The 17,991-nt window shown below is 70.7% G+C and carries 16 protein-coding genes; 9 read left to right on the top strand and 7 right to left on the bottom strand.

What is annotated here, in order from left to right; genetic code table 11:
* Position 1: 1 nt before the first annotated feature.
* Positions 2 to 655 (bottom strand): response regulator, encoded by a 654-nt coding sequence (locus tag GPA03_RS17155; protein WP_156253282.1) that lies wholly within the window; start codon positions 653 to 655, stop codon positions 2 to 4.
* Positions 652 to 1,767: a sensor histidine kinase gene (locus GPA03_RS17150; protein ID WP_156253281.1), complete on the bottom strand. Its 1,116-nt coding sequence runs from the start codon at positions 1,765 to 1,767 to the stop codon at positions 652 to 654. Before GPA03_RS17150 ends, GPA03_RS17155 begins: the two co-directional genes overlap by 4 nt.
* A gap of 140 nt (positions 1,768 to 1,907) precedes the next feature.
* Here GPA03_RS17150 and GPA03_RS17145 point away from each other — a divergent pair, with 140 nt between their 5' ends.
* Both GPA03_RS17145 and GPA03_RS17140 read left to right on the top strand, forming a co-directional pair.
* Positions 1,908 to 2,828, top strand: coding sequence for an ABC transporter ATP-binding protein (locus tag GPA03_RS17145; RefSeq protein ID WP_156253280.1), 921 nt, complete (start codon positions 1,908 to 1,910; stop codon positions 2,826 to 2,828).
* Complete coding sequence (locus tag GPA03_RS17140) at positions 2,828 to 3,610, top strand: ABC transporter permease (RefSeq protein WP_156253279.1); 783 nt, start codon at positions 2,828 to 2,830, stop codon at positions 3,608 to 3,610. Before GPA03_RS17145 ends, GPA03_RS17140 begins: the two co-directional genes overlap by 1 nt.
* Before the next feature lie 9 nt (positions 3,611 to 3,619).
* Here the strand turns inward: GPA03_RS17140 and soxR are convergent, their stop codons facing one another.
* A complete protein-coding gene (gene soxR, locus GPA03_RS17135; protein ID WP_156253278.1) occupies positions 3,620 to 4,060 on the bottom strand; it encodes a redox-sensitive transcriptional activator SoxR in 441 nt (146 codons plus the stop codon).
* Between the two features lie 118 nt (positions 4,061 to 4,178).
* Here soxR and GPA03_RS17130 point away from each other — a divergent pair, with 118 nt between their 5' ends.
* Positions 4,179 to 5,603 carry an MFS transporter gene (locus GPA03_RS17130; protein ID WP_156253277.1) on the top strand — a complete coding sequence of 475 codons (1,425 nt, stop codon included), beginning with the start codon at positions 4,179 to 4,181 and terminating at the stop codon, positions 5,601 to 5,603.
* A 24-nt stretch (positions 5,604 to 5,627) separates the two neighbouring features.
* On the opposite strand, the gene GPA03_RS17125 is transcribed toward GPA03_RS17130, so the two are convergent.
* Positions 5,628 to 6,941: a substrate-binding domain-containing protein gene (locus tag GPA03_RS17125; protein WP_162458406.1), complete on the bottom strand. Its 1,314-nt coding sequence runs from the start codon at positions 6,939 to 6,941 to the stop codon at positions 5,628 to 5,630.
* A 134-nt stretch (positions 6,942 to 7,075) separates the two neighbouring features.
* Here GPA03_RS17125 and GPA03_RS17120 point away from each other — a divergent pair, with 134 nt between their 5' ends.
* The 4 genes from GPA03_RS17120 to GPA03_RS17105 are packed head-to-tail and all read left to right on the top strand — an operon-like array spanning position 7,076 to position 12,537.
* The gene (locus GPA03_RS17120) at positions 7,076 to 8,368 is read left to right on the top strand and encodes an ABC transporter substrate-binding protein (RefSeq protein ID WP_156253275.1); all 1,293 of its coding nucleotides are present in this window, start codon (positions 7,076 to 7,078) and stop codon (positions 8,366 to 8,368) included.
* Positions 8,355 to 9,323, top strand: a complete 969-nt coding sequence (locus GPA03_RS17115; protein ID WP_156253274.1) for a carbohydrate ABC transporter permease — start codon at positions 8,355 to 8,357, stop codon at positions 9,321 to 9,323. The genes GPA03_RS17120 and GPA03_RS17115 overlap by 14 nt, the downstream gene beginning before the upstream one ends.
* Positions 9,323 to 10,171 (top strand): carbohydrate ABC transporter permease, encoded by an 849-nt coding sequence (locus tag GPA03_RS17110; RefSeq protein ID WP_156253273.1) that lies wholly within the window; start codon positions 9,323 to 9,325, stop codon positions 10,169 to 10,171. The genes GPA03_RS17115 and GPA03_RS17110 overlap by 1 nt, the downstream gene beginning before the upstream one ends.
* A gap of 44 nt (positions 10,172 to 10,215) precedes the next feature.
* Complete coding sequence (locus GPA03_RS17105) at positions 10,216 to 12,537, top strand: FAD-dependent oxidoreductase (protein WP_156253272.1); 2,322 nt, start codon at positions 10,216 to 10,218, stop codon at positions 12,535 to 12,537.
* Between the two features lie 15 nt (positions 12,538 to 12,552).
* Here the strand turns inward: GPA03_RS17105 and GPA03_RS17100 are convergent, their stop codons facing one another.
* Together GPA03_RS17100 and GPA03_RS17095 are read right to left on the bottom strand one after the other, a co-directional pair.
* Positions 12,553 to 14,688 (bottom strand): hypothetical protein, encoded by a 2,136-nt coding sequence (locus tag GPA03_RS17100; RefSeq protein ID WP_156253271.1) that lies wholly within the window; start codon positions 14,686 to 14,688, stop codon positions 12,553 to 12,555.
* 90 nt (positions 14,689 to 14,778) lie between these two features.
* Positions 14,779 to 15,780, bottom strand: coding sequence for a YeiH family protein (locus tag GPA03_RS17095; protein ID WP_162458405.1), 1,002 nt, complete (start codon positions 15,778 to 15,780; stop codon positions 14,779 to 14,781).
* Between the two features lie 70 nt (positions 15,781 to 15,850).
* Between GPA03_RS17095 and GPA03_RS17090 the strand changes: the two genes are divergently transcribed.
* Complete coding sequence (locus GPA03_RS17090; RefSeq protein ID WP_156253269.1) at positions 15,851 to 16,750, top strand: LysR family transcriptional regulator; 900 nt, start codon at positions 15,851 to 15,853, stop codon at positions 16,748 to 16,750.
* A gap of 102 nt (positions 16,751 to 16,852) precedes the next feature.
* Here GPA03_RS17090 and GPA03_RS17085 read toward each other — a convergent pair whose 3' ends face one another.
* A complete protein-coding gene (locus tag GPA03_RS17085; RefSeq protein ID WP_156253268.1) occupies positions 16,853 to 17,506 on the bottom strand; it encodes an HNH endonuclease signature motif containing protein in 654 nt (217 codons plus the stop codon).
* Positions 17,507 to 17,773: 267 nt separating this feature from the next.
* Between GPA03_RS17085 and GPA03_RS22685 the strand changes: the two genes are divergently transcribed.
* Positions 17,774 to 17,991 (top strand): hypothetical protein (locus tag GPA03_RS22685; RefSeq protein ID WP_206673615.1); only part of this gene is annotated, 218 nt, incomplete at its 3' end.

Here is a 17,991-nt window from a genome sequence, read left to right as displayed (position 1 = left end):
CCTACTCGAGCAGCCCGTGGTGCAGGGCACGGAGCACGGCCCGGGTGCGGTCGCGCGCCCCGAGCTTGAGCAGCACCGTTGAGACGTGGTTCTTGACCGTGCCCTCGGCCAGGTGCAGCGCGGCCGCGATCTCGCGGTTCGAGTAGCCGCCGGCCAGCAGCCGCAGGATCTCGACCTCCCGGGAGGTGAGGTCGTCGAGGACCAGCGGTGCGTCGTCGTCGCCCGTGCCCGCAGCACCCTCACGGATGGCGCGCAGCACCCGCTCGGTGATCGCGGGCTGCAGCAGCGTGCCGCCGCCGGCGAGGGTGCGGATGGCCGCGACGAGGGAGTCCAGGGTGACGTCCTTGAGCAGGTAGCCGCGCGCGCCGGCGCGGATGGCGGCCAGCACCAGGTCGTCGTCGTCGAACGTCGTCAGGACGAGCACGGGGATCTCGATGCCGCTGCTCCGCAGCGCCTCCAGGGTCCAGATGCCATCGTGCTGCGGCATCCGGAGGTCGAGCAGCACGACGTCGGGATCGTGCTCACGGATCGCCACGAGGCCGGTCATGCCGTCATCGGCCTCGGCGACCACCTCGACGTCGTCAGCCAGGTCGAGCAGCCCTCGGATTCCTTGCCGGACGAGGGTCTGGTCATCGATGACCACCAGTCGGATCACGAGGCCGGCACCCGGGCCTCGACCCGGAACCCGCCCGTGGTGGCGAAGGTGGCGTCGCCACCGAGGTCGGCGAGCCGCTCGGAGATGCCCCGCAGACCGTTGCCGATCACGAGCTGCTTGGCGCCGCGACCGTCGTCGTGCGCCGTCAGCAGCACCGTGCCGCCCTGCTGCGTCACCTCGATCCAGAGGTTGCCGGCGTCGGCGTGACGGATCGCGTTGGTGACGACCTCCTGCACGCACCGGACCAGGGTGACCGTGCGGGTCTCGTCGAGATCCACGTCGTCGGCGACCCGCACGTGGATCCGTGGTGCGGGGATGTCGACGACGATCCGCGCGAGCATCTCCCGCAGGTCTGGTGCCCGGCGGCGCAGCTCCCCGACGGTCTGTCGGACATCGGCCAGCAGGTCTCCCGCGATCGCGCGGGCGCGCGCCACGTGCTCGACGGCCGGCGGCTCGGCACGATGGGAGGCGATCTCGAGCTCGAGCGCGAGCACGGTGAGCTGGTGACCGACGGCGTCGTGCAGGTCGCGCGAGATCCGCAACCGCTCATCGGCGCGCGAGGACTCGGCGAGCAGCGTGGACGTGGCGCGCAGCTCGGCGTGGGCCGCCGCGAGCTCGTTCCGCATCCGGATCTCTCGGTCCTGCGCGCGGACGGCGAAGTAGGTCCCCAGCTGCAGCAGCGTGTACACCGCGGCGCTGAGCACGGCCGGCAGCAGGTCACCGTTGACGAGCCACGACGCCACGGCGACCGCGACCGAGTTCGCGGTGATGACGACCGCGGTCGCCCGCCACGTCACCACGTGAGCGCTCAGCGCCGCGGTGTACACGAGCAGGATGGGCAACCAGCCGGCGCCGGGCGCCGTCGTCACGATCCCGATGCCCAGCACCACCTGGAGCGCGAAAGCCAGCTGCGCACCACGGGGCCGCCCGACGGCCTCGAACCACTGCGCCGCGACCAGCCCGACCATGAAGGCGCCGTAGCCGGCCCACCACAGCGGGGTGGGGACGCTCGTGAGCTGCCCGCCCTGCATCAGCAGGAACACGAGGCCCACGGTGAGGCAGACCAGCAGTCCGAACACCCCTGCCCACAGGTTCGGGTCGCGCCTGTCCACCCCGCGAGCCTAGACGCGGGGTGCTCGGCGCGCCCGTGCCGGAAGTCATGCCGCGAGCTCGTGACCACCGGCACGCGCGCCCGCCCGGGGCCGCCGCCTAGCGTCGAGAGCGATCGCAGCAGCCACGATCTGGAGGTCTCATGCTCGCTGTCCGTGCCGACGCCCTACGCAAGCGCTACGGCGACCGCGACGCCGTCGCCGGCGTCGACCTCGCCGTCGGGGAGGGAGAGGTGCTCGGCATCCTCGGGCGCAACGGCGCCGGCAAGACCACCACGGTCGAGATGATCGCCGGGCTCCGCCGGCCCGACTCCGGCACGGTGCAGGTCCTCGGGCTCGATCCGTGGCGGGACCGCCGGCGGGTGCGGCAGCTGCTGGGCGTGCAGCTGCAGGAGAGCGAGCTGCACGCGGCGCTCACAGTGAGCGAGCTGGTCCGGCTCTACGGCACGTTCTACGCTCAGTCGGCTGACGCGGGCGAGCTGATCGAGGCCGTCGGGCTGACCGAGCAGCGCGACGTCCGCTTCGAGCGACTCTCGGGCGGGCAGCAGCAACGGCTCTCGATCGCGCTGGCTCTGGTGGGACAGCCGCGGGTGGTGATCCTCGACGAGCTCACCACCGGGCTCGATCCCGAGGCGCGCCGCCACATCTGGGCGATCGTTGAAGGGATGCGCGACGACGGCGTCACCGTGCTCCTGGTCAGTCACCTCATGGAGGAGGTCGAGCGGCTGTGCGACCGGGTCGCCCTTCTCGACGGCGGCCGAGTGGTGGCGCAGGACAGCCCCGCCGGGCTCATCGCCGCGGCAGGACTGGGCCAGCGGGTCCGGTTCCGGGTCGCGGGGGCCTTCGACCGCGGCACGATCCTGGCGCTGGCGGAGGTCACCGACGTGCAGGTCCGCGGCGACCGGGTGACGGTGCACGGGAGCGGCGACCTGCTCGCCGCGGTGAGCACCGCGCTCGTGGGGGCCGGGGTGGTCGCCATGGAGACGCGGCTGGAGCAACCCACGCTCGACGACGCCTTCCTCGCCCTGACCGGGCGCAGCCTCGAGCACGAAGGAGCGGCCTGATGAGTGCAGCAGTGACGGACACCCCGGCCTTCCGCCCTGGGCCGCGTGCGTGGGCAGCGATGGTGGCCGCCGAGGCGAGGATGGTGGCGCGCGACACGGCCGGACTGGTCGTGCCGATCGGGCTGCCGATGCTGTTCCTCGTCATGAACGGCCTCGGCAGCAGTACCGAGCCGCTGCCGGGTGCAGGCGGCATGTCGGCCTTCGACATCTACGTGCTGCCGCTCATCCTCGTCATCGGGGTGGCGACGATCGGTGTCGTCAACATGCCGAGCTTCCTGTCCTACTACCGCAAGAGCGGGGTGCTGCGCCGACTCGGTGTCACGCCCGCCTCACCGGTGATGATCCTGGTGGCGCAGCTCGTGGTCAGCGTGCTGCAGACGGCGCTGGGCGTGGCCCTAGCGGTCGGCGTCGCGGTGCTCGGTTTCGGCGCGAACCTGCCGGACCGCTGGGGTGCGGCGATCGGCGTGTTCGCGCTCGCGGCGGCGGCGATGTACGCCGTCGGGCTGCTGGTGGCGTCGATCGCCCCCTCGCCCAACGCCGCTGTCGCGATCGGTCTCGGCACCTTCTTCGTGCTCGGCGCCGTGGGCGGCATGTTCGGGCCGGCCACGAGCCTCCCCGACGGCGTCGCCCGCGTGGGCGAGCTGCTCCCCTTCGGCGCGGCGGTCATCGCGCTCGGCACCACCTGGCTGGGTGAGGCGCCCGAGCTGCGGCACCTGCTCGCGCTGGCAGCCGCGATCGTGGTCAGCGGGCTGCTCGCAGCGCGGCTGTTCCGCTGGCAGTGACGCAGGGGCTCAGATCCGGCGAGGCCCCGGCCCCTCGTCGGCCAGTGCATCGTCGGGGTTGAGGAGGCGGCAGGCCTTCATCGACAGGCAGCCGCACCCGATGCACCCGGTCAGCTCGCGCTGCAGGTGCTCGAGCTGTGTGCGGCGGAGCTCGATCTCGGCCCGCCAGAGCTGTGCGACGCGACGCCAGTCGCGCTGCGACGGCGGGTGATCGATCGGCAGGCTCCTGAACACCTCCTGCACGTCGCTGAGCGGGATGCCGAGGCGCTTCGCCACCACGATCAGGGAGATCCGGCGCAGCATGTGGCGTCGGTAACGGCGCTGGTTCCCGGCCGTGCGTGTCGCGACGATCAGGCCGAGCTCCTCGTAGAAGTGCAGTGCCGACACCGGGACGCCCGAACGCCGTGAGACCTCGCCGACGGCGAGGAGATCATCGGGTTCGAGTGACATGGCTCACCTCCAGTTGACCTCAAGAATACTTGAGGTTTTAGCGTCCTACGCAGCGCCCACCAGTGGCGCTCGGACGCCCGAGGCGCCCGGTACACGACGCCGTAGAGGACGATGCACAATGGCCCAGGTCGAGCGGGAAGCGGTCACCGGAACGTGGCGGGAGCTCCTCGGTACGCGGTACGGACCGATCGGGGCGGTCCTCGCGGGCGGGGTGCTGGTCGAGGCCAGCAACGTCTACCTCACCACGAGCCTGCTGCCGACCATCGTCGCCGAGATCGGCGGAGCGGACTTCTACGCCTGGACGATGATGACCTTCCTGCTGGCCTCCGTGGTCAGCTCGATGCTGGTCAGCAGGATCCTGATCCGGCAGGGGGCCGTGCGGGCTTACCTGCTGGCCCTCGGGCTGTTCGCGCTGGGGTCGGTGCTGTGCGCCGCGAGCCCGTGGATGTCGGCTCTGCTCGTGGGACGAACGGTTCAGGGACTGGGCGGCGGCCTGTTGGCGGGACTGGGCTACGCCCTCATCCAGCGGGCACTGCCGGAGCGGCTCTGGGCTCGCGCTGCGGCACTGGTGTCTGCGATGTGGGGGGTCGGCAACATCGTCGGTCCGGTCATCGGCGGTGTCGCTGCGCAGCTTCATGCCTGGCGGGTGACGTTCGTGGGCCTGGCCGTGCTCTGCGCGCTGATCGGGGCGGTCGCGGTGCGCTCGCTGCCGGCCACCGAGCGGGGCGTGTCGCGCGAGCCGGTGCCGTTGACCTCGCTGGTGCTGCTGACGGGCGGCGTCGCGGCAGTCGGGATCGCCAGCATCGTGCCGACCGGCATCGCGACGGCGCTGGCGCTGGTCGCCGGACTGGCGCTCGGCGCCTGGTTCATCCGCTACCAGCGGCGCGGCGGCAACAGCATCTTGCCCACGGTCACGTTCACCTCGTCGTTGCGCTGGGTCTACCTGACGGTGGCCGTGATGGCCTTCGGGATCGGGACGGAGGCGTTCATCCCGCTCTTCGGTCAGGAGATCGGCGGGCTCATCCCGTTCGCCGCCGGGCTCATGGGTGCGGCGCTGTCGCTGGGGTGGTCGCTGACCCAGATCGTCACGGCGAACGCCAACAGCGACGCCGCTCGGCGCCGGCTCATCGTCGCCGGACCGTTGCTGCTGGGGGCCGGGCTCGCGGGGTACGGACTGCTCCAGCACACGGGGCCTTCGACGCTGGTGGTCGCCCTGTGGTTCGTCACCTTGTTCGCCGCGGGTGCCGGTATCGGCCTCGGCTTCCCGCACCTGACCGTGGCGGCGCTCGGAAGCGCCGGCGACGGCGAGGAGGGCGCCAAGGCTGCTGCCGGTGTCAATACGGTGTTCCTCATCGCGAGCGCGTTCAGTGCGGCGCTGGCGGGGGTGCTGGTCAACCTCGCCGCACCCGACCTGGTCCGCTCCGCACAGCTGTTGATGCTCGTCTTCGCTGGGATCTGCGTGGCAGGCGTGCTCGCTGCGAGGGGTGCCGGCGCGGGCATCGGTGGCCGCGCGGCCGCAGCTTCGGTGGATGCGGCTGCCTGACGTGGCAACGGCGACTGCTGCGTGTCAGCGCAGGTGCGCAGGCAGGGCGTCCAGACGCAGTGTCGATCCCATGGCCGTGAGGATGCGTTCAAGCGAGCGGACCGTGGGACTGACGGCACCGGCTTCGTAGCGCGCGATCATGCCCTGGGAGGTACCAACGGCTTCGGCGAGCGCACGTTGGGTGATGCCTGCGCGCTGCCTGGCCTCCTTGATGAGCTCGCCGGGCTCCGGCCTCTCATGCCAGATCTGATATGGCACGGCCGGATTGAAGCGCGCGGTGGAGCCCAGCGTGCTCGCACGCACGAGCAGGTGATGGGAGACCAGCCCTCGTCTCGGCGGTGCCGCCGGGTCCGCGATGCGGGCGGCCAGGAGCTGGAACGCACGTGCGCCGAACTCCTCCATGCTCGGCGCGATGGTGGTCAGGGGCGGCCAGGAGTACTCCGCCTCAGGGGCGTTGTCCCATCCCAGCACCGCCACCTCCTCGGGCACTCGGATGCCGAGCGATGCCAGGGCGTGCAGGGCACCGATCGCCACCATGTCGCTCGCGCAGATCAGCGCGTCCCACCTCCCGCCTTCCGCGAACGCCTCGCGGGCCCGGGCGAAGCCTTCTGAGCGGGTGTACTCGCTCGTCTCGATGTAGTCGAGCGATGCGTCGGTCCCCGCTTCCGCCAGCGCCGCCTGCAGCCCGGCGATCCGCAACGCGGACGCCTTGCGGTGCGGGCCGATCTCGGCACCGAGGAAGACGAACCGACGGCGGCCGAGCGTCAGCATGTGCCGCGCAGCATCGCGTGCCGAGGCCACGTTGTCGATGCCGACGTAGTCGAGACCACCTGGCTCCGCCTGCTCGCCGAGCAGGACGATCGGCGTATCCGTCTGAAGCGCCGCCACCTCGGTACCCGAGAGCCGGGAAGGGCTGAGGAGCACTCCGTCGGTGAACCTGACGGTGTAACCGCGGGCAGCTACTGACTCCCGCGTCACCGAGTGGCCGGTCTCATCGATGAGAACCGTGTAATCGTCCGCTCGAGCGCGCCGAACGATCGCCCGGGCCAGCTCGGTGAAGTACGGCGTAGCAAGATCCGGAACCGATACCGCCAGCAGCCCTGTGCGACCACGGCGCAGCTGCCGACCCGCAAGGCTTGGACGATATCCGAGGTCGATGATGGCGCGCTCCACGTTGCGCCGCGTGATGGCGGCGACGTTCGGGCGGCCATGGATGACGTTCGTGACGGTCTTCCACGAGACCCCTGCGCGCGCGGCGACGTCCTTGATGCCGACGACGCGGCGGCCGCCGACCGGGTCGTCCGAGGCGCCTTCGCTCCCGGATACCTGTTCTGGCATAGCCGACACGTTATCAGGCATGAGCTGTACGCCGACGGGTGCGTATTGGCAGTTGACAGGCCTGGGGATCGCCCTGTCAGATGGGTCTAACGTTGTAAGCGCCGCTCACCGAGGCTCGGCCACCAGGAGGAACGATGAAGTCCACTCGACGTGCGACCCGCAGGGCTGCCGCGACCGTTGCACTGCTCTCCGGCGCACTCGCGCTCGCCGCCTGCGGAGTGGGCGGTGACCCCGGCGGCGATGGCGGCGGGAGCGGGCCCGCGACAGACAGTCCCATCCGGACCGCGTGGTGGGGCGTTGACAATCAGCACCGCGCCCTGGAAGCAACGATCGAGGCCTTCACGGCGGCCGGGGGTCCGCAGGTGAGCGTGGAACCGCAGCCCTGGGACGGCTACTGGGACAAGCTGGCCACCCAGGTCGCCGGCCGGGACCTCCCGGACGTCCTCATGCAGGCAGCTAGTCAGCTACCCACGTATGCGGGTCGCGACTCGCTGCTGGACCTGTCCGAGGTCGACCTCGATGTCAGTGGTCTCGACGAGGGCATTCGTGAGTTCGGCTCGGTCGGGGACGCCACCTACGGGGTGGTGGCCGCCACCAACGCGACCGGGTTCGTGACCAACGCCGACATGCTCGACGAGCTGGGCGTCGCCGCACCCGAGGGCGAATGGACCTGGGACGACCTCGCGAGCTTCGCTGAGGAGGTCCACAGCGCGAGCGACGGCGAGTACTGGGGCGTTCAGGACAACGCCGGCGACCTGATCCTGTTCATCCTCTACGTCCGTGACTCGGGCCGCGAGTTCTACGCCGAGGACGGCTCGATCAACGCCACGCCGGAGGATCTCCGTAGCTGGTTCCAGCTCTGGGCGGACATGCGAGAGGCGGGAGTCGCGCCGCCTGCGGACATCACCGCCGAAGCGAGCGGGAACCTACCTGCCGCACCGCTGGCGGCCGGCTCGGTGGCGGGTGGGTTCTTCTGGACACAGGACTTCGTCGCCCTGCAGTCCTTCACGGACGCCGAACTCGAGGTCTCGCTGCCCCCTCACAACGCCGAGAACCCGAGCCTGTGGATCAATGCCGCGAGCCTCTGGTCGATCTCGGCGTGGTCGGAGAACCCGCAGGGAGCCGCCGACCTGATCGACTACTTCGTCAACGACCCCGAAGCGATCGACACGCTCGGGGCCACGCTCGGCATCCCGCCGACCGCAGCTGCGCGCGCCCAGATCGCTGACTCCGTGACCGACGAGGAGCGCCCGGCGATCGAGTACATGGACGTCGTCGCCGAGAACTCCCGCCCGCTCAACCGCCTGTGGCCCGATGGCTTCGCCGACTCGCGAACCCTGATGTCACAGCTTGCCGAGCAGGTCGCGTTCGGCCAGATGTCGATCGACGAGGCCGTTGACGCCTTCTTCGCGGATGCGCAGGGCTGAGCTTCACGTGACAAGCACAACGACCGCGGCCGGAGGGGCACGCACGTCCCCCCGGCCGCGGTGGACAGCGCGGCGCCGCAAGGACGCCCGAGCCGGCTATCTGTTCTTGCTGCCGTGGTTCATCGGGCTGGGTGCGCTCGTCATCGGCCCGATGGCAACCTCCGCCTACCTGTCCTTCACGCAGTACGACCTCTTCAACGACCCGGTCTGGGTCGGTCTGGACAACTACCGCACGCTCTTCACCGACGATCCGCGCTACCTGCAGTCGTTGCGGGTGACCTTCACCTATGTGCTGGCATCCGTGCCGTTGCGCCTCGTCGTCGCTCTCGGTCTCGCCGTGCTGATGAACCGGACGCTGCGAGGCATGTCGTTCTACCGTGCAGTGCTGTACCTCCCTTCGCTGCTGGGTGGCAGCGTGGCCATCGCGGTCCTCTGGCGTCAGCTGTTCGGCAGCAACGGCGCGGTCAACCAGCTGCTCGCTGTGATCGGCATCGACGGACCCAACTGGATCGCCTCGCCCGAGACCAGCTTGGCGACGCTGATCGTGCTCGCTGTGTGGCAGTTCGGGTCACCGATGGTCATCTTCCTGGCCGGCCTGCGTCAGATCCCGGCTGAGCTGCTCGAAGCCGCGCGCGTCGACGGGGCCGGCAGCGTGCGGCGCTTCTTCTCCGTGACGCTGCCGTTGCTCACACCGCTGGTGTTCTTCAACCTCGTGATGCAGACGATCGTGGCGTTCCAGGCGTTCACCCCCTCCTACATCATCTCGAACGGGACCGGCGGACCGGTGGACTCGACGCTCTTCTACACGCTCTACCTCTACATCAAGGGCTTCAGCGAGTTCGAGATGGGCTATGCCTCCGCGATGGCATGGGTGCTCGTCGCCATCATCGCCGGCTTCACTGCGATCAACTTCCTCAGCGCCCGCCGCTGGGTGCACTACTCGGATCAGAGCTGATGACATCGACGCGCGCCCGCTCGCCATGGATCACCACCGCCTGGCACGGCCTGATGCTGCTGCTCTGCGTGGCGACGCTGTATCCCGTGCTGTGGATGACCCGCAGCTCGGTCGTCCCCGAGCGAGAGATCTTCTCCAGCCCCTCGATCGCGCCCTCGCAGGTCGACCTCTCCAACTTCCCTGCGGGATGGGTCGCCAACCCACCGGGGTTCGGCACCTTCATGCTGAACTCCTTCATCATCTGCGCCGGTGCGGTTGCCGGGAACCTCATCGCGTGCACGCTGGCCGCGTACGCGTTTTCCCGGCTCGACTTCCCGCTGAAGAAGCTCTGGTTCGCCCTGATGCTCGCCACCGTGATGCTGCCGGCGCACGTGACGCTCATCCCCCAGTACGCGCTGTTCTCGGCCGCCGGCTGGGTCGGTACCTACCTTCCACTGATCGTGCCGAAGTTCCTCGCCACCGATGCGTTCTTCATCTTCCTGCTCGTGCAGTTCATGCGGGGCATCCCGCGTGAGCTTGACGAGGCCGCCGAGCTCGACGGCGCCAACCGCTGGCGCATGTTCCGTTCCGTGATGCTTCCGCTCACGGTGCCGGCGCTGGCAACCACCGCGGTCTTCACCTTCATCTGGACCTACGAAGACTTCCTCGGCCCTCTGATCTACCTGAGCGATCTCAACGAGTACCCGGTCCCGCTCGGACTGCGGATGTTCATGAACGCGATGGGCCAGTCCTCCTACGGACAGCTGTTCGCGATGTCTCTCGTGTCCCTGCTACCTGTCTTCATCTTCTTCCTGCTCTTCCAGCGCAAGCTCATCGCCGGCATCGCCACGACAGGCCTCAAGGGCTGAGCTCTGCAGCGCTCGCACCACCCACACCGAAACGAAGGAATCTCGTGCGTACTCGTGTCGAACATGCCCAGGTCGTCGTCTGCGGAGGTGGCCTGGCAGGAGTCAGCGCTGCCGTCGCGGCCGCCCGGATGGGCCTGGAGACAGTCCTGATCCAAGATCGCCCGGTACTCGGCGGCAACAGCTCCTCGGAGGTGCGCGTGGTCCCTCGCGGCGCCGCCAACTACCACGCCTATGCGCGCGAGACCGGAGTCATCGGGGACCTTCTGGAGCGCGAGCGGCTGCTCAACCACGAGGAGATCTTCGAGAACGGCTTCACCAACAGCGTGTGGGACCTGACGCTGTACGACCTGGTGGAGCGGACCCCGGGACTGCGGCTGCACCTCAACACCCTCGTCCGCGACGTCGTCCTGGGTGACGACAAGCGGATCGACGCTGTCGTCGCCCACACCCCCAGCGCCGAGACCGAGACGGAGATCCGCTGCGACGCCGTCGTCGACTGCACCGGTGACGGCGTCGTCGCCGCACTGGCCGGCGCGCCGTGGCGGATGGGTACCGAGGCCAGGTCCGAGTTCGACGAGCCGCATGCTCCTCTCGACGCATCCGCGGACGTCATGGGCAACTCGATCCACATCAAGACCAAGGACGTGGGTCGGCCCGTCGACTTCGAGCTGCCGGAATGGGCGGTCTCCTACGACGACGCGGCCTTCTTCTACCGCGGCGGGCGCCGTCCGTCGACGCTCAAGGGCGGTTACTGGTGGATCGAGATCGGCGTGCCGTGGCACACGATCCACGACGCCGAGACGATCCGGCACGAGCTCACCCGGCACGCACTCGGCGTGTGGGACTGGATCAAGAACAAGGACCCGCAGCTGCGCGACCGGGCGAGGACCTACGCCCTCGACTGGATCGGGCAGGTGCCCGGCAAGCGCGAGAGCCGGCGCATCATGGGCCAGCACCTGCTGACCGAGGCGGACCTGTCCCGGGCAGAGCCGTTCAAGGACGAGATCGCCTACGGCGGGTGGAACATCGACCTGCACACGCCGGGCGGCCTGCTGGCCGAGACGAGCGAGCCAACGGCTGCGGAGGGGCACGAGACGACCGCACCCGCAGCGGTGGCGGCGTACGTCGGACCGTTCGGCATCCCGCTGCGGTCGTTGATCGCGCTCGAGGTGCCGAACCTCCTGATGGCCGGGCGGAACGTCTCGGCGACGCACGTCGCGCTCGGCTCGGTCCGGGTTCAGGCGACGACGGCGATCATGGGACAGGCAGCCGGGACCGCGGCAGCCGTCGCGGTCCGCGACGGGATCCCCGTCCACGAGGTCGCCACCCGGGGTATCGACGTCGTCCAGCAACGCCTCCTCCGCGACGGTGCGTTCTTGCCCTCGGTCGCGAGCACCGACGACTCCGATCTCGCACGGCACGCGAAGGTTCGCGCGTCGTCGAGCGCCGTGAGCTATGGCGCAGACCCTGACAGCCTCGGTGTCACCGGAGGTGTCGGCAACCACTCCAAGCCCGACGACGCGCTCCTCGAGCGGCGTGGGCAGTGGATCGCCGTCGGCAGCGGAGCGAAGGCGCCCGGCCTGGAGCAGGTCTCGGTCTGCTTGACCAACCCGACTGCCGGTGACCGCACGATCACGGCGAGGCTGATGGCCATGGACCACATCTGGGACTACCGCATCGACGATGCCCCGGAGGTTGCCGTGTCCGAGCTGGTGGTGCCGCCGGGCGAGCGGGTGTGGGTCACGTGGGACGTCGACCTCAGCGCCGAGCAGCTCCGGTCGGGAGCCACGGGCGATGTGCGGTATCTGCGCCTGGACCTGGACGCGGACCCCGAGGTCTCGTGGCACCGCGCAGGGAGCGTTGTTCCGGGCTGTGTCTCCGGGGTGCGTATCGCCTCCGGCCGGATGCGCCGGTATCTCGACGCCATCACCTTGGCGCACCGTGTCGCGCCCGCCCAGCCGGCCTGGCCCGCGTCCGAGGTGCTCACCGGTGTGACGCGACCGCACCGGTCGACCAACCTGTGGCGCTCGAACCCGGCACAGCCCTTCGACCAGTGGCTGGAGCTGTCCTGGGACGCGAGTCGCAGGATCGGTCTCGTCGAGCTGACGTTCGCGGGCAGCTTGCTCCGGGAGTACGACCGCTACCCGCCCGGCTACCGGGACCCCCAGTGCGTCCGCGACTACTCGATCGACGTCGCCGACGGCGACACCTGGCGCCGGGTCCTCACGGTCCGGGACAACGCCGCGCGCCGCCGGCAGCATCGGCTACCAGAGGCCGTCGACACGTCCCGCCTGCGGGTCGTGGTTCACGCAACGAACGGCGACCCGTCGGCGGCCGTCGCCGAGGTGCGCTGCTACACCGAGTAGAGGCGTCATGCCGCGCTAGGTGCGCGGCTCGCCGTCGACGATCTCGTACCCGAGCATCCCGAGCAGCCGGCTCATCAGCCGGACGGGACCGCGGTCGTACTCCTGCACGCCGTCGGCGAGCCCGGCCCAGGTCACGTTGAAGGTGTGCGTGGCTCGGCCGTTGCGGAGCTGGAAGTGCACCCAGCGGCGATGCTCCATCTCGGCGAGCATCTCCACGGCGTCGTCGCTGATCTCGTACGGTTGAGCCTCGGCTGCGGGGCGCCAGGTGAGGCCCAGTGCGGCCAGCTTGACCGGGATGTCGACGACCTGCGCGATGCTCGAGCGCTGGTCGGTCTCGGAGAGCTCGTCCCAGGTCAGATCGGCGTTGCCGGAAGCGGTCGCGTTGCCGGTGGTGGCAGCCGTGCGCACGTAGTCGTTGTGGACCTCGAGGGCGAGGGTGCGCACGCTCTCGTCGGTCAGCGGCGCGTGCGCCGTGCCGCGCCGCACCGGGACCAGCCCGGCTCGCGCCGCGAGCACGGGCAGCCGCGCGGCGAGCTCGATCCGCCGCAGCCGCGCCTCGTCCGCACGACGGCGGAGCGAGGCGTCCCCCTCATCGTCCGCCTCGTCGCCGCTGTCCTCGGCGGCGGGCGCAGCCGCCGGATCGCGGAGAACGCTGTCGAGTGCGCCCTCGATCGCGGTGAGCTCGTCGGGTCCCAGCATCAGCGTCGGGACCTCGGCCGGGTACCCGGCGTCGAGCTCCAGGTGGGCGGCAGCGAAGATCTTCTCCACGTGCTCGGCAACCGATCGGACCGCCTCCTGGACCTCGGGACGCTGGCGGGCGAGCTGGGCGCCGTCGCGTCCGCGGACCACGGCTCCGAACGGACCGGCCACGTCGGCGGGCCATCGGCCGGCGTCGGCCACCAGCTCGGCCGCGAGCAGGTCGGCGACCGAGAGCCGGATGGTCGCAGGGTCGCTGAGGAGCGCCTGCGAGGAGACCAGGTGAAGACGGTTGTCGTCACCGAGGGTGTCGCTCCAGGTGGCGGCGTCGTCCACGACCGCGGTGACCTCCACCTCACGTACCCGCCGCGCGACCGCCGCCGCGATCGGCACGGTGCGGGAGTTCTCCGAGTACGCCACGTACACCCGTGGGCCCCCGTGGGTGAAGCGCGGGTCCCGCGGCGGTTGCTGCGCGAGGATCCGGTAGATCATCCGCGGCGCCAGCGCGACGTTCGCGTGCATCGGCACCCACACGAGGTCGGCGCGCTCCTCGATCCCGACGGCGGCGTCCCTCACCCACTCCTCGTGCTCGCCCAGGCAGTACACGCGCAGCTTCTCTCCGGGCTGTTGCCACCCGGTCACGATGCGGCGCGCGAGCTCGGCAGCCAGCGGGCCGTCGCCCACCACGATCGGCGGCGGCACCACCGCGTCCTCGAGATACGGAGGAGCGGAACGCAGGGCGGCGATCGCCACCCGGGCCGGCCGGCACACGACCGCCTCGGGTGCGAAGCTCGCCCAGTGGCCGGCGAGGTTGCGGTCGCTCAGCAGCACCGTGGTGGGGAACCGCGCGGCGACCTGCAGGCCGCGGAGGCGGTGTGCGAGCTCGGCCGTCTGCTCGTCGGTCTCGCCGATCACCAGGACCTGATCGGCGTGATCCACGACCCGGCGGAGAGCGTCGTCAGCCAGCGGTGGCAGCCGAATCAGGCCGGCATCGCGAGCAGCCGCGACGTCGTCGCCGGCGTCGTTGATGACCAGCACCTTCGAGGCCAGGCCGGCGGTGCGGAAGTTGGCCGCGGTCGGCAGCGTCTCCGGTCCGTTGCCCACTACGACCACGTGGCCGCGCAGACGCGAGGCACGCGCCAGCGAGAACTGCTGGCCGAGAAGACCGATCGCGGCGAAGGCGACCGCGAGGTACACCACGGCACCGGCACCGAACCGAGCGATGTCGAGCGCGAGCGAGGGTTCGCCGTCGAGATCGAACTCCAGGATGAACAGGCGGATCGTCGCGTACAGGGCGTCCACGAACCGGATGCCGGGGATCGACTGGTAGAAGCCGACCATGCCGAGCACGAAGACCGCGGCGCCGAGGATCCCGACGGCCGCGTAGCGCCAGCCGGCGTAGATGTCGCGCACCCGCGTGCTGGGGCCCTCGCGCGCCGGGTCGGGCTCGCTCACCGCACTCCTTCGACGTCGGACACGCGCGCGCCGCGCGTCAGGCCACGATAGCGACGCACCCGCCCGCAGCGGCGCACCCCGGAGCTCAGCTCAGGTGAGAAGCAGCATGGTCAGCGGGACCGCGGCGGCGACCACGGTCGCGATCGCCGCGAGCCCGAACGCCCGCACCGGCAGCGGCCACAGGTCGCGGAGCCGGATGGCGAGCCCCATCCCGAACATGCCCGCTGCCAGGAAGAGGGTGGCGGCAGGGCCGGCGACGTCGAGGATCTGGGGCGAGATGTCCACCACCGTCCGCAGCGCGACCGCGCTCAGGAACCCGGTCACGAACCATGGCACGGATGCACCCTCGCCGGCACCGTGCTGCCGCTTCACGATCGCGGTCACCGGGGCCACCATGACGACACGCGCGAGCTTCACCGTCGTCGCCGTCGCGAGTGCGCCACCGCCGAGCAGGGACCCGGCCGCGACCACCTGGGCGACCTCGTGGATGCTGGCGCCGGCCCACATGGCCGCCTCCTGCTCCCCCAGCCCGAGCACGTGGGCGAGCCAGGGGACGACGACGATCATCGCCGTCCCGAAGATCGTCACCAGGGTGACGGCGAGCCCGACGTCGCGGCTCTTGGTCGGCACCGTCTGGCTGATGGCCGCGATGGCGGCGGCCCCGCAGATCGAGAAGCCGGCGGCGATCAGCGTGCTGAGGCCGGCGTCCAGCCCGAGGCGGCGACCGAGACTTGCGGTGACGACGAACGTCGCCGCGACGGTGGCGAGCACCAGCGCGACGCCGCGCCACCCGATCGCGGCCAGATCGGTCAGGGACATCTGGAGGCCGAGCAGCACGATGCCGAGCCGCAGCAGGTGCTTGGCGACCTGCTCCGCGCGCTGCAGACCGTCGGTGCGCTGCTGCCCCTCGGGGAGCCGACGACGCGGCGCGAGGTTCGCCGTCAGGGTGCCGATGACCAGTGCCACGAGCAGGGCGCTCACGAGCGGGGCGAGCGCGCTGGTCGCCATGGCGGCGAGCGCCACCAGCACGGGGAGCGCCGCACCGATCGCGAGGGTCGCGAGGCGTTCCTCCTGCGACAGCCGGTTCAGCACGTCTCCATGCTCGGGGCGGCCACGCCACGGGGGTAGACCACCGCATCGCGGTGCGCCATAGGCTGTGGTTATGGCTCCGGACGTCGACATCGAGACGCTGCGGCTGCTCGTGGCGCTGGAGCGGTGCAGCAGCATCGGCGCCGCGGCTCGGTACGTCGGGGTGAGCCAGCCTGCCGCGAGCGCGCGCCTGCGCGAGTTCGAGGCGCGGTGGCGACTGGGCGTCGTCGAGCGCTCCGCCCGCGGTTCGACCCTCACCGAGGAGGGCCACGCAGTCGTGTCCTGGGCTCGCCGGGTGCTCGACGAGATCGACGTGATGCGGGCGTCGATGATCGCGCTCGCCTCGCAGACCGACGAGCTGAAGATCGCCGCGAGCCTGACGATCGCGGAGTTCCTGCTGCCGCGCTGGATCGGCGAGCTGCGCACCATCGGGTTCGACGTCCACCCGCAGCTGCGGGTCGTCAACAGCGTCACCGTCGCCTCCCTGGTCCGGGCGCACGAGGTGGATCTCGGCTTCATCGAGAGCACCGACACCCCCGACGACCTCGCGGCCCAGGTGATAGGCCGCGACCGCGTCACCCTGGTGGTGCCGCCTCAGCACCCGTGGGCGCAGCGCAGCACGGCCGTCTCCCCGCAGGAGCTGGCGGCAGCCGACTACGTGCTGCGAGAGCGGGGCAGCGGGACCCGCCGCACGTTCGAGGCCAGCATGCCTGGTGACGTCGGGGTGTCGATGGAGGCCACGTCCACGACGGCGCTGGTCGGCGGCGTGCACGCGGGCCTGGGCATCGGGGTGGTCTCCCGTACGGCTGTCGCCTACGACCTGGAGATCGGCCGCCTGGTCGAGGTGCCGCACGGGCTCGACCTCCGACGGCCGCTGACCGCGGTGTGGCATCCGCAGCGCCGCTTGAGCGCGTCCGCGACCGAGCTGATCGCCGTGGCCGCCCGCGCCATGGGGCGCGACCCCCGAAGCTGAGGCTCAGCTGGTTCCATGGTTCGGTGCACGCCTGCGGCCTCTCCACCTTGACCGAGCGCGCTCTGACCGCAACCGCATCGCTGCTGCTACTGCTGCTGCTGCTTAGAAGGGCGGCGGCTCGTCGTCCACGGTGTAGCGGAGCTGGCTGGTGCGGTCGGTGGTGGATGCCCAGCCGGCGGTGCTGACATCGAGGAAGTCGGGTGCGGAGCCTGGCCCGTTCGATGGTCGGATCATGGTGATCTGGCCGTCGGGGTGTTGGAGGTAGGTGTGGTTGGTGGCGGTGATCCAGGTGCGGGAGCCGTCCTCGTGCTGGGTGTACCACCAGCCGCCGTGGGTCAGGAGCAGGTGGTCGCGGCGGCAGTTGGGGTCGATGTCTTTGACGGAGGTGGTTCCCAGGGGCCAGGGGATGCGGTGGTGCAGGTCGCAGCCGTCGGCTGCGGCGGTGCAGGAGGGGTTGGCGCACTCGGGTTGTCTGGCGCGGATGAGCTCGGCCATCGCCGCGGTGGGTTCGTACTGTTCGCGGCTGACCTCCAGCACGGTGCGGTCCAGGGGGTCGGTGACCATCCGCGCCCACGGCCCTCCCGCGGCGAGGGCGCGGGCCACGGAGGCGGGGATGGGTCCGTAGCCTTCGAGGTGGGCGGGTTCCTCGGATCCGGGTAGGTCGGCGCCGGGACCGTGCTGGCCACCCATGAGGGTGGTCAGCGGGATCACGACCCGCACGTGCGCGGACTTACCTCCGATCACTCCGACCCGCATGCTTTGACCGGGTGTGGGGCATGCCCCGGTGGCCGCACCCGCTGCCGTGCGTGCTGCGGCATCCTGTGTCGTTCCTGCCGCACGGTCGGTGCCAGCTCGCGAGACATCCTCGCGGGTGACCCTGGGGACAGGCGGGCCTGCGGCGCCCTGGCCTGGCGCATCGGATCGACGCTGCTCTGCTAGGCCATCGAGTGGCTCAGCGCCGCCGAGGAAGAACGGCGGCGAGCCGCTCTGGTCGATATCGCCATGCTCGGATCCGGGATCACGATGCCGCGATGCACCGCCAGCCGGCCCACCGCTACCGCCGCCACCAACGGGCTCCGCACCCGAGATCGGATCCGGGGTGGCGTCGTGGGCGTGTGGGGTGGCGTCGTGGGTGGGGTGGGGGCAGGGGCCGATGATGCCGGTCACGATGGCGGTCCCACCCATCAGGGCGAGGGCGTCGGCGCGGAGCTGGTCCAGGGTGCGGGGGTCGCCGCTGGTCT

The sequence above is a fragment of the Pseudactinotalea terrae genome (assembly GCF_009733845.1).
Classification (GTDB): Bacteria; Actinomycetota; Actinomycetes; order Actinomycetales; family Beutenbergiaceae; genus Pseudactinotalea; species Pseudactinotalea terrae.
This window is presented reverse-complemented; position numbering and strand designations above follow the sequence as displayed.

Bases quoted from the DNA above. Each gene is read 5' to 3' on its own strand.
- GPA03_RS17145 (WP_156253280.1), top strand. From the start codon at position 1,908: ATGCTCGCTGTCCGTGCCGACGCCCTACGCAAGCGCTACGGCGACCGC.
- GPA03_RS17140 (WP_156253279.1), top strand. From the start codon at position 2,828: ATGAGTGCAGCAGTGACGGACACCCCGGCCTTCCGCCCTGGGCCGCGT.
- soxR (WP_156253278.1), bottom strand. From the start codon at position 4,060: ATGTCACTCGAACCCGATGATCTCCTCGCCGTCGGCGAGGTCTCACGG.
- GPA03_RS17130 (WP_156253277.1), top strand. From the start codon at position 4,179: ATGGCCCAGGTCGAGCGGGAAGCGGTCACCGGAACGTGGCGGGAGCTC.
- GPA03_RS17125 (WP_162458406.1), bottom strand. From the start codon at position 6,941: ATGCCAGAACAGGTATCCGGGAGCGAAGGCGCCTCGGACGACCCGGTC.
- GPA03_RS17120 (WP_156253275.1), top strand. From the start codon at position 7,076: ATGAAGTCCACTCGACGTGCGACCCGCAGGGCTGCCGCGACCGTTGCA.
- GPA03_RS17115 (WP_156253274.1), top strand. From the start codon at position 8,355: ATGCGCAGGGCTGAGCTTCACGTGACAAGCACAACGACCGCGGCCGGA.
- GPA03_RS17110 (WP_156253273.1), top strand. From the start codon at position 9,323: ATGACATCGACGCGCGCCCGCTCGCCATGGATCACCACCGCCTGGCAC.
- GPA03_RS17090 (WP_156253269.1), top strand. From the start codon at position 15,851: ATGGCTCCGGACGTCGACATCGAGACGCTGCGGCTGCTCGTGGCGCTG.
- GPA03_RS17085 (WP_156253268.1), bottom strand. From the start codon at position 17,506: ATGCGGGTCGGAGTGATCGGAGGTAAGTCCGCGCACGTGCGGGTCGTG.